The sequence below is a fragment of the Pseudomonas sp. FG36 genome (assembly GCF_057809275.1).
On record NZ_JBMDJQ010000020.1, the window covers coordinates 87,963 to 98,894 of the forward strand.

A 10,932-nucleotide genomic window follows, 5' to 3' on the forward strand; every position below is an offset into this window, starting at 1 on the left:
GTTGTTCTGTTCAGGTGCCCCCGATCATACTCAAGACCAGCTCAGAATGGGCCAGCCGTTGGTTTGCGCGTGCTCGCGCAGCACCGGGTCCGGGTTGACCACGTAGGGGTGATCCACCTTCATCAGCAGCGGCAGGTCGTTGCGCGAGTCGGAATAGAAGCTCGCGCCCTCGAGGTTTTCCTGTTCCTGGTCGAGCCACTCCAGCAGGCGGGTGATCTTGCCTTCGCGGTAGGTGAGCACGCCGTGGGTCTTGCCGGTGAACACGCCATTGACCGCTTCCAGTTCGATGGCCAGGTATTCGTCCACGCCCAGGCGCGCCGCGATCGGGCCGACCAGGTGAGCACCGCTGGCCGAGATGATCAGGACCCGGTCGCCACGCTGGCGGTGCTCGGCGATGCAGCGGCAGGCATCACCGTAGATGAGCGGCTCGATCACATCCTCGACCCAGGGCTCGACCAGGTGCTCCACCTCTTCCAGGGTGCGCCCGGCAATCGGCTCCAGGCTGAAGGCCATGTAGTCCTCCATCTGCAGGTGGCCTTTGCCGTAGGCTTCCATCAGTTCATGGTCGCGCTTGAGGAAACTCTTGCCATCGACCCAGCCCAGTCGGGCCATCTGCTCGCTCCACAACGACGCGCAGTCGCCGTGGATGAGGGTTTCGTCCAGATCGAAAATTGCCAGTGCCATGCGTTGAATCTCCTTAGGCCACTTCCCGTAGCGCCGTGGGGTCGATCGACAAGGATACCCGCTGTCCGTCCGCATGCAGATCGCTGGCGCAACGATTGAGTACGTCCACCACCAGTTCCACGCCGCGTACCTGGACGCGGTAGCGGATCACGTTGCCCAGCAGGCTGTGGCTGCGGATCTCGCCATCCAGCTCGCCGTTCAGGCTCAGGGTGATCGACTCTGGCCGGATCGCCAGGCGCGCGGCCACCGGGCGTTGCAGCAGGCGGCTGGCGCTGTCGGCATCGAGCAGGTTGTAGTTGCCGATGAAGCCGGCGGCGAACAGGTCCACGGGCGCGGTGTAGAGGGTTTCGGCATCGCCGCTCTGGACGATGCGTCCCTGGTTCATCAGGACGATGCGGTCTGACATGGTCAGCGCTTCTTCCTGGTCATGGGTGACGAAGATGGTGGTCAGCCCCAGCTCGCGCTGGATGGCGCGGATCTGTTCGCGCAGGTGCTTGCGGATACGCGCATCCAGCGCCGACAGAGGCTCGTCGAGCAACAGCAGGCGCGGGCGGGTGACCAGCGAGCGGGCCAGGGCCACGCGCTGGCACTGGCCGCCGGACAGCTGGTGCGGGTAGCGCCCGGCGAAGCTGCCAAGCTCGACCAGGTCGAGTACCTCGCGCACCCGTGCCTGGCTTTCGTCGGCATTGACCTTCTGCATGCGCAGGCCGAAGGCGACGTTCTGTTCCACGGTCATGTTGGGGAACAGTGCGTAGCTCTGGAACACCATGCCGATGCCGCGTTTCTGCGGGCTCAGCGGCACGATATCCTGGCCGTCGAGCAGGATGCGCCCGCTGTCCACCGGGGTCAGCCCGGCGATGCAGCGCAGCAGCGTGGACTTGCCACAGCCGGAGGGGCCGAGCAGGGTGACGAACTCGCCGCGTTCGATCTGGCAGTCGATGTTCTCGAACACCGGGCTGCCGGCGTAGCTCTTTTGCAGTTTCTGTACGCTGACGAAGCTCATGTCAGGTCTTGTCCTTGTTCAGGCGGTTGGCAACCCAGGTCAGCACCAGCACGAAGGCGAAGTAGGAGATCACCAGGGCACTGTTGAAGTGGCCGCTGCTGTTGCGCATGTTGTTCAGGTACACCTGCAAGGTCTCGTAGCGGGTGCCCACCAGCAGGTTGGCGAAGACGAACTCGCCGAACAGGAACGAGAACGACAGCAGCAACGCCACCATCAGGCCCTTGCGCAGGTTCGGCAGCACCACCAGGAACGCCGCCTGCCAGGTGCTGGCGCCGAGCAGTTGCGCGGCGTCCATCAGGTCGCGCAGGTTGATCGCCTGCAGGTTGTTGGTAATCGCCCGGTACATGAACGGCAGGGCGATGGTGAAGTAGCAGCCGATCAGGATCCACGGCGTGCCGACCATGGCCATCGGCCCGCTGCCATAGAGTTGCAGCAAGCCCACCGCGGACACCACCGGCGGCACCGCGAACGGCAGCAGGATGAGTACGTTCATCAAGGCGTCGAGCTTGGGGAAGTGGTAGTGCACCACGAACAACAGCGGCAGGATCAGCACCACCGACAGCACCAGCGCGCCCACGCACACCAGCAGCGACTGGCCGAAGGCGGCGAGAAAGCGCGGTTCGCTCCACAGCGCCACATACCACTTGAAGGTCAGCCCGCTGGGCAGCAAGGTCGCCGACCAGCTGGTGGCCAGCGAATAGAGCAGGGTGCCGGCCAGCGGCAGCAGCAGGATGAGGAACAGCAGGTAGACCACCGCGCGGTGGTAGAGCCCGCCGGGTTTGTTTTCAGCGCGCATGGTAGCTCCTCTTGAGCAGCCATTGATGGGCCACCGTGACCACGGTCATCAGGCCCACCAGCACCATCGCCAGCGCGCTGGCCAGGTTCGGGTCGAGGCTGATGTCGCCGGCCACAAGGCCGGCGATGCGAATCGGCAGCACGTTGAAGTTGCCGGTGGTCAGGGCGTAGACGGTGGCATAGGCGCCCAGGGCGTTGGCCAGCAGGATGACGAAGGTGCCAAGCAGCGCCGGGGTAAGCACGGGCAGGCCGATGTGCCGCCAGAACTGCCAATGGCTGGCGCCCAGCAGCGCGGCGGATTCACGCCAGTCTTCGCGCAGGGCGTCGAAGGCGGGGTAGAGCAGCAATACGCCCAGGGGGATCTGGAAGTAGGTGTAGACCAGGATCAGGCCGGTCTTGGAGTAGATACTGAAGTCGCCGAGCAGCCCCATCTGCTTGAGCAGCAGGGTGAGCGCGCCATTGAAACCGAGCAGGATGATGAAGGCGAACGCCAGGGGCACGCCGGAAAAGTTGCTGGTCATGTTGGCGAAGGCGCTGACGAAGTCGCGCAGTTTCGAGTCGACCTGGCGCAGCGAATAGGCGCCCAACGTGGCGATGACGATGCCGAACAGGCTCGACCAGAAGCTGATCTCCAGGCTGCGTTGCAACGCCTGCAGGTAGAACTTCGAGGCGAAGATCTTGCTGAAGTTGGCCAGGCCCCAGCCACTCTCGCTTTGCAGGCTGTTTATCGCAACCCAGGCCAGCGGCGCGATCTGGAAAATGATGAAGAACACGGCGAACGGCAGCAGGCAGAGCAGGGCCAGGTAGCGGCCGCGATGGCTTGCATTCACTTGAGCAGCTCCCGGCAGACCGGTTTGTCGTGGGCGGCGCCGAGCAGTTCGCAGATCGTGCCGCACAGCTCGGTCTGCAGCGGCTTGGCCGCAGGGTCGAGGCTGAAGGCGTCACCGAACACGAACAGCGGCACTTCACGTTCCTCGGCGAGCAGGCCGTTGTGCGAGCGGTCGTTGTTCATGCCGTGGTCGGCGGTGACCAGCACCTGGTAGCCCTCCTCGAGCCAGCGCGGCAGGTAGTCGGCCAGCAGGATGTCGGCGCTGCGCGCGGCGTTGCGGTACTGGCTGCTGTCCAGGCCATGGCGGTGGCCGGCGTCGTCGATGTTCATCGGGTGCACCAGGAGGAAATTCGGCGCATGGCGACGGCGCAGGTACTCGGCGTCGGCCAGCAGGTGCGAATCGGGGTAGTGGTCGGCGTAGTAGAACAGGCCGTGCTGGATCGGCAGCTTCGGCGCGTGGGTGTGGCGGTCGCGCAGCGGGTCGAACGGCGAGCGGTTGTACAGTTCGCTCATCCAGTGGTAGGCCGCCGCCGCGGTGCCCAGGCCGGCCTCGCGGGCGTAGTGGAACACGCTGCGCTGGTTGGACAGGCGGTTGATGTTGTTGTGCACGATGCCGCTGTCGATTGGCGGTACACCGGTGAGGATGCATTCGTAAAGTGGGCGTGACAGCGACGGCAGCTCGCACTCCACGCGGTACAGCGCGGCGCGGTCGGCCTCGACATAGGCGTGCAGGTGGCCCATGGCGTGATGGGCGACCTGGTGGTTGAGACCGTCGAGCAGGACCAGGATGACGTTGTGTGACATGTTGGCTCCAGGGGAAACGGGGCCTCGTGGGAGCGGCGGTGCGCCGATGCTCCCACGAGGTGGATGGCGCTTACTCCATCTCGATGATCACCTGCTCCTGCCACTTCTGTGGCAGGGCCTTGGAGGTCGCTTCCCAGGCCGCAGCATCTTTGATTGGCTGGGCGGCCTTGTACTGCTCGTTGGGCAGCAGTTTGGCCTGTACGTCCGCCGGCAGCTTCAGGTGTTCGGCACGGATCGGCCGGGCGTGGCCGATGGCCAGGTTGGTCTGGCCGGCATCGCTGAAGATGTATTCACGGGTCAGCTTGGCCGCGTTCGGGTGCTTGGCGTATTTGTTGATGATGGTGGTGTAGCCGGAGATGACTGAGCCATCGGAGGGGATCAGCACCTCGAAGCGTTTCGGGTCGATCTGTTCGCGGTAGCTCAGGCCGTTGAAGTCCCACACCACGCCCACTTCCACCTCGCCTTTCTCGAGGGTCTGGATGGTCGGGTTGGCCAGCGACAGGCGCTTCTGCTGGGCCAGCTTGGTGAACAGCTGCAGGCCCGGCTCGATGTTGCTTTCGCTGCCCTTGTAGGCGATGGCGGCGGCAAGCACGCCATTGGCGGCCTGGGCGGCGGTGCCGACGTCACCGATGGCGACCTTGTACTTGCCCTTTTCCAGGTCGTGCCAGGTGCTTGGGCGATCCTCTTCCTTCACCAGGTCCTTGCTGATGATGAAGGCGATGGTGCCGGTGTAGGCCAGCGCCCAGTGGCCGTCCTGGTCCTTGGCCCACGCCGGGACCTGGTCCCAGGTGCTTGGCTTGTAGGGTTGGGTCACGCCCTTGGCGACCGCGATCGGGCCGAAGGCCGCGCCGACGTCGCCGATATCGGCGCTGGCGTTGTCCTTCTCGGCATCGAACTTGGCGACTTCTTGTGCCGAGCTCATGTCGGTGTCGCTGTGCTTGAGGCCGTACTTTTTCGCCAGGTCTTCCCAGGTGCCTTTCCAGTTGGCCCAGGCATCGGGCATGCCCACGCTGTTGACCGTGCCTTCCTTGCGGGCGGCGTCTTCAAGGGCCTTGAGGTCCTGGGCCATGGCCGAGGTGCAAAAAGCGATGGCCGAACCGAGCAGTGACGCCATGAACAACTTTTTCATCCGAAGCTCCTTTGGTGGGTGCCTTGCATTCGTTGTTATGAACGGAAGCGGTGCTTGCGACCCCTTGGTCTAGGTCAGCAAACCTTGCGCCAAGGTAGGCCTGTTGCGTGACAGTTTGATGTAAGGGGCGGGGGCGGGTGACAGGCCCAAGGCCCTGGAACTACAGCGTAGACCAGATCGAAAGCCTTGATTCGCGTGGGCTGGCGCGGATCTGGCAGATCTGGCAAGTGCCCTGCGGCGCCTGTGTCACAGGATGTTCATCAGCCGTGCCTAGGCTTGCACTACGCTCCAACTGCCCCGTTTCGGGGCTGGACTAGTCCAGATAGGTAACCTTTGATGCAAGCGACGCCACCGCGTGCGGTAACAGCCATCTGCCACGCGCTGCAGGAGCAGATCGAACACGGCTTGCTGGCGCCCGGCGGCAAGCTGCCGGCCGAGCGCAGGCTCAGCGAGGTGTTCGACACCACGCGTATCACGCTGCGCGAGGCGCTGGTGCAGCTCGAGGCCATGGGCCTGATCTACCGCGAGGAGCGGCGCGGCTGGTTCGTCGCGCCCGAGCGGTTGACCTACGACCTGATCGAGCGCAGCCACTTCCATGCGATGGTGCGCGACCAGGGGCGCGAGCCGCGTACGCAGCTGCTTTCGGCGCGGCTGCAGCCGGCTCCGGCGGCGATCTGCGCGCGCCTGCGGCTGCCGGCGCTGTCCAGCGTGGTGCGGATCTGCCGGTTGCGGCGTATCGACGGGCGGGCGGTGCTGTATGCCGAGCACTATCTCAACCCGCGCTACTTCCCCGGCATCCTCGAACTGGACCTGGCCCAGTCACTGACCGAGATCTATGCGCGGGAGTACGCGATTCACTATGGGCAGGTGTGCTTCGAGATCCTGCCGACGGCGTTGCCGGCCGAGGCGGCGGCTGCCTTGAAGGTGTCGGCTGGCAGCCCCGGGCTGCATATCACCCGGGTCAACAGCGACCAGCATGGGCACCTGATCGACTGCGACCTGGAATACTGGCGGCACGATGCGATCCGCATTCGCGCCGAGGCTGGGTAACAAAGCATCGCGGGGCAAGTCGGGTCGCCGCGATGCGAACTAGCTGGAAACGTCGCCCTGAGCCATCGCACCTCCGCCAGCCGTCACCACCTGCACCGACAGCCGTGGCGTCGCCAGATCCAACCCCGCTTCATCGAGCTGGCGCTTCAACGCCAGGTTGAACGCCCGCGACACCTCCCACTGCTTGATCGGCGCGGTCTTGAACCGCGCCCGCAGGATCGCCGAGCCCGACTCGAAGCTTTCCACCCCCTGCAACTCCAGCGGCGACCAGATGTTGCGGCGCATCAGCGGGTCGTTGCGCAGTTTCTGCCCGACCTCGCGGATCAGGGTGATGGCCTGGTCGATGTTCATGCTGTGCGGGATGGCCACGCGGAAGATCGCGTAGCCGAATTCGCGCGAGTAGTTCTTGATGCTCTTGATCTCGCTGAACGGGATGGTGTGCACGATGCCGTCGATGTCGCGCAGGCGCACGGTGCGGATGGTCAGGCCCTCGACCGTGCCCAGGTGGCCGCCGACATCCACGTAGTCGTCGATGGCCAGCGAGTCCTCGATGATGATGAACAGGCCGGTGATCAGGTCGGCTACCAGCGACTGGGCGCCGAAACCGATGGCCAGGCCGATGACACCGGCACCCGCCAGCAGCGGGGTGACGTTCATGCCCATGTTGGCCAGGGCGACGATCACCGCGATGATGACGATCACCACGAACATCACGTTGCGGATCAGCGGCATCATGGTCTGCGCACGGGCGTTGGCCAGCCCGCGCCGCGAATGCACCAGGGCATGGTGCACGGCGGTGTCGGCGAGGATCCACACCAGCCAGGCGACGATCAGCGTGCCGGCCAGGCCCAGCAAGCGCAGGCTGACTTCATGGCCGTCACCCTCGGCGAAACTGATCATCGAGTGGCCCCAGACGCGCAGGCCCAGTTCGATGAACAGCAGCCAGATGAACAGGTGCACCAGGACATAGCCGAAGTTGCGCAGGCGTTCGGTATAGACCGCCTGGCGCTTGTTGGCGCGCCTGGGCTTTGCCGCGTGGCGACGGACCAGGCCATTGAGCACCATGCACACCACCACCAGCACGGTGCACATCAGCGACTGGCGCAGGGCGGTACTGGTGTCGCCGGCGGAGACGAAGGTGGCGAACAGCGAGATCGCCACCAGGATCAGCGCCGGGATGTACCAGAAGCTGCCGAGCAGTTCGATGGTGTCGCTCAGGGTGCGCCGGGTCAGGCGCCGGGACAGGGGCTGGTTGCGGATCAGGTGGGCGATCGGGCGACGGAAGCGCAGGATGAACAGCCCGGTGCACAGCGCGGCGATCACATTGGCCAGGGTGGCCAGGGCGTGGGCCAGGTGGCTGCCCAGCGCGGTGGTCAGGCGTGGGTCGCTCATCGCCTCGCCGAACGCGGCGAAGCTGCCGATCAGCCACAGCGGGCGGAACGCCTGGTGCCGCAGGATATGCAGGGCGCGGTGGCGATGCGGGCCGTCGAGCAGCGAGAAGGCAATCACGCAGATCGCCGAGAACAGGGTGCCGACCACCAGCGCGTAGGCCAGCACCATGGCCATCGACTTGCCCAGCGAGGAGGGCAGGGCGAAGCTCAGGTACACGGTGAACACCAGTGCCACCAGCCAGGGCCCCAGCTTGCGCAGGGCAAAGCGCACCAGGTCCCAGGTCCGCGGGTGCTGCGGCAGGTCTTCGGTCAGGCCGAATCGCAGGCGCACACGGTGGCCGATCCAGTTGAAGGCATAGGCCAGCAGGCCCCAGACCAGGATGACCCCGGCGAAGCCGAACAGGATCGCCGGCCATTGATGCACCGGCACCACCAGTGCGGCCAGTTCGTCCTGGGCCTGGTCGATTTCCAGCGACCAGCGCTTGAACGGGCTGGCATCGCCGCTGAACTGTTTCTCGAAGTCATGCAGGGCACCGCCGATCAGGCCGAGCACGCCCTGTTCGACGGTGGGTTGCGATTGCCGGGTGGCGTCGCGCAGCTTTTTCAGGTCGGCCAGCAGCTTGGCGCGTTGCTGGTCGTTTTCCAGGTTCTTGATCACCTCGTCCAGGGACTTGCCCAAGGGCTCGCTGGCTTCGGGCTGGGCGGGCGTGCTGGAGCCGAGCAGGCCTGGCAGGCCGGCGGCGTGCGCTGGCGTGACGAACAGCAGGAACAGCAGCGTGATGCAACGCAGGAGGGCTGGCACCGGGAAATCTACCTCAGGTCAAACGTTTGCCCGAGTGTAGAGGTTTACGACGGCAGTTTCTCGAGGATCTTCCAGCAGGTGAGGCCGAAAATGCCGAGGGTGCCGATCCACATCATCAGCACGCCGACATTGCGCTCGCGCAGGCTGAAACCGATGGTCAGCAGCATCAGGAACAGGAACACCGGCACGAACAGGGACAGGAACGGCGATGACATGGACAGCATCCTTCTGTTTTGGGGGCCATGTATCAAGCATAGCGCTTTGCAAGCGAGGCGGATTGACCGGGGGCAGGCGGTGGGCAAGTCGTACCGCCGCTCCCACGGGGTCGCGTGGGAGCGGGTTGGCCGTCAGGGCAGTTCGCGGCTGCGGTAGAAGGCGCCGAGCACCTTCACCAGGTGGGCCAGGTCATGGCTGCCGCACAGCTCGCGGATCGAGTGCATGGCGAAGGTCGGCAGGCCGATATCCACCGTGCGCACGCCCAGGTGGCTGGCGGTGATCGGGCCGATGGTCGAGCCGCAGCCCATGTCGCTGCGCACCACGAAGCTCTGCACCGGGACTTCCTCGGCCATGCACAGGTGGCGGAAGAACCCGGCGGTTTCGCTGTTGGTGGCGTAGCGCTGGTTGTTGTTGACCTTGATCACCGGGCCTGCGTTGAGCTTGGGGCCGTGGTTGCCGTCGTGCTTGTCGGCGTAGTTGGGGTGCACGCCGTGGGCATTGTCGGCCGAGACCATTAGTGAGCGCTGGATGGTGCGCACATAGTCGTCGCCATCGGGCAGCAGGCGTTGCAGGGTCTGCTCGAGCATCGGGCCATCGGCGCCGCAGGCCGAGCACGAGCCGACTTCCTCGTGGTCGTTGCACACCAGTACGCAGGTCTCGTCGCCTTCGGCGTTCAGCAGCGCCTGCAGGCCGGCGTAGCACGACAGCAGGTTGTCCAGGCGGGCGGCGGCGATGAAGTCGCCGTTCAGGCCGATCAACGCGGCATCCTGGGTGTCGTAGAAGCTCAGCTCGTAATCCAGCACCACGTCGGCGTTGAGGTCGTGTTCGCGGGCCAGCTGCTCGGTGAGCAGGGCGCGGAAGTCGACGCGCTCGTCGCCGGCGACCTGCGCCAGGATCGGTGGCAGTTCGGTCTGCGGGTTGATCTGCCAGCCTTCGTTGGCGGTGCGGTTGAGGTGGATCGCCAGGTTCGGGATCACCGCGATCGGCAGCTTGAAGTCGATCAGCTGGCTTTCCACCTTGCCGTCACGGCGGAAGGTGACCCGGCCGGCCAGCGACAGGTCGCGGTCGAACCAAGGGGCGAGCAGGGCGCCGCCATAGACTTCGACGCCCAGTTGCAGGAAGCCCTGGCGCTGCAGTTCGGGCTGCGGCTTGACCCGCAGGCATGGGCTGTCGGTGTGGGCGCCGACCATGCGGATACCGCCGATCAGCGGCGAATGCTTGCCGAGCTTGATGGCGATGATCGAGGAATCGTTACGGGTCACGTAGTAGCGGCCGCCAGGCACGGTGGCCCAGCTGTCGCGTTCGTCCAGGCGCTGGTAGCCGGCGGCCTCGAGGCGTTGCGCGAGGCTGGCGGTGGCGTGGAAGGGCGTCGGGGAGGCCTTGAGGAATTCGATCAGGCCGGCGTTCAGGGCATCGCGCATAAGTCACTCCAGACAGCAGTGGCGCGAGTTTAGCGTAAATGCTCGAAAAATTGTGTCAGCCCTATCGCGAGGCGTGGGAGCGGGCTTGCCCCGCGATCGGGCCCGAGTCTCAGAACGGCGCCGGACACTCGAATTTCAGGCGTTCGCCAGACACCGGATGGGTAAAGCTCAGCATCGAGGCATGCAGGCACAGCCGCTCATGGGCCGCCAGCGCCTCGGGGTTGGCGTATAGCCGGTCACCGAGCAGCGGGTGGCCGATCGACAGCATGTGCACGCGCAACTGGTGCGAGCGCCCGGTGATCGGCGTCAGTTCGACCCGGCAGTGATCGGCGCAGCGCTCGACGATGCGCCAGAAGGTCAGGGCATGCTTGCCTTGCTCATGGTCGACCACGTGGCGCGGCTTGGTCGGCGGGTCGTAACGCAGGGGCAGGTCGATGCTGCCGCTGTCGAGCGCGGGCTGGCCCCAGCACAGCGCGGTGTAGGCCTTTTCGGTCTCGCGGTCGTGGAACTGGCGTGACAGTTCACGATGGCTGTCGGCGTCGCGGGCGAGCAGGATGATCCCCGAGGTTTCCCAGTCCAGGCGGTGGACGATCAGGGCTTCCGGGTAGCCGTTTTCCTGCAGGCGGGTGATCAGGCAGTCCTTGTTGTCCTCGGCGCGGCCCGGCACCGACAACAGCAGGGTCGGCTTGTTGATCACCAGGACGGCGGCGTCTTCGTGAAGGATCTGGATGTTCGACAGCGGCATTGCTAGGTCTCGGTGAAATGGCGGAAAGCACTGGGGCCGCCTTGCGGCCCAGGGGGGGGGGGG

At 65.3% G+C, this 10,932-nt stretch carries 11 protein-coding genes; 1 reads left to right on the forward strand and 10 read right to left on the reverse strand.

Annotated features, from left to right (window positions below; all coding sequences use genetic code 11):
- Nucleotides 1-30 precede the first annotated feature (30 nt).
- From ACODS9_RS16820 to ACODS9_RS16845, 6 genes are all read right to left on the reverse strand, one after another.
- Complete coding sequence (locus tag ACODS9_RS16820; protein ID WP_489094330.1) at nt 31-684, reverse strand: HAD family hydrolase; 654 nt, start codon at nt 682-684, stop codon at nt 31-33.
- A 13-nt stretch (nt 685-697) separates the two neighbouring features.
- Entirely contained in the window at nt 698-1,687 is a 990-nt protein-coding gene (locus ACODS9_RS16825) for an ABC transporter ATP-binding protein (protein WP_489094331.1), read from the reverse strand.
- Between the two features lies 1 nt (nt 1,688).
- Nucleotides 1,689-2,483 carry an ABC transporter permease gene (locus ACODS9_RS16830; protein WP_367858197.1) on the reverse strand — a complete coding sequence of 265 codons (795 nt, stop codon included), beginning with the start codon at nt 2,481-2,483 and terminating at the stop codon, nt 1,689-1,691.
- The gene (locus ACODS9_RS16835) at nt 2,473-3,312 is read right to left on the reverse strand and encodes an ABC transporter permease (protein WP_023631600.1); all 840 of its coding nucleotides are present in this window, start codon (nt 3,310-3,312) and stop codon (nt 2,473-2,475) included. Before ACODS9_RS16835 ends, ACODS9_RS16830 begins: the two co-directional genes overlap by 11 nt.
- Entirely contained in the window at nt 3,309-4,115 is an 807-nt protein-coding gene (locus ACODS9_RS16840; RefSeq protein WP_401106312.1) for an alkaline phosphatase family protein, read from the reverse strand. Before ACODS9_RS16840 ends, ACODS9_RS16835 begins: the two co-directional genes overlap by 4 nt.
- A gap of 70 nt (nt 4,116-4,185) precedes the next feature.
- On the reverse strand, nt 4,186-5,244 hold the full coding sequence (locus ACODS9_RS16845; protein ID WP_489094332.1) for an ABC transporter substrate-binding protein: 1,059 nt from the start codon (nt 5,242-5,244) through the stop codon (nt 4,186-4,188).
- Between the two features lie 336 nt (nt 5,245-5,580).
- Here ACODS9_RS16845 and phnR point away from each other — a divergent pair, with 336 nt between their 5' ends.
- Entirely contained in the window at nt 5,581-6,294 is a 714-nt protein-coding gene (gene phnR, locus ACODS9_RS16850) for a phosphonate utilization transcriptional regulator PhnR (protein WP_489094333.1), read from the forward strand.
- Nucleotides 6,295-6,333: 39 nt separating this feature from the next.
- On the opposite strand, the gene ACODS9_RS16855 is transcribed toward phnR, so the two are convergent.
- The 4 genes from ACODS9_RS16855 to ACODS9_RS16870 all read right to left on the reverse strand — a co-directional run bounded on the left by ACODS9_RS16855 (nt 6,334) and on the right by ACODS9_RS16870 (nt 10,869).
- Nucleotides 6,334-8,487, reverse strand: a complete 2,154-nt coding sequence (locus tag ACODS9_RS16855) for a mechanosensitive ion channel domain-containing protein (protein WP_401106306.1) — start codon at nt 8,485-8,487, stop codon at nt 6,334-6,336.
- 44 nt (nt 8,488-8,531) lie between these two features.
- Nucleotides 8,532-8,702, reverse strand: coding sequence for a hypothetical protein (locus ACODS9_RS16860; protein WP_167388396.1), 171 nt, complete (start codon nt 8,700-8,702; stop codon nt 8,532-8,534).
- A 132-nt stretch (nt 8,703-8,834) separates the two neighbouring features.
- On the reverse strand, nt 8,835-10,124 hold the full coding sequence (locus ACODS9_RS16865; protein WP_023631594.1) for a M18 family aminopeptidase: 1,290 nt from the start codon (nt 10,122-10,124) through the stop codon (nt 8,835-8,837).
- A gap of 109 nt (nt 10,125-10,233) precedes the next feature.
- A complete protein-coding gene (locus ACODS9_RS16870) occupies nt 10,234-10,869 on the reverse strand; it encodes an RluA family pseudouridine synthase (RefSeq protein ID WP_476260393.1) in 636 nt (211 codons plus the stop codon).
- Between the last annotated feature and the right edge of the window lie 63 nt (nt 10,870-10,932).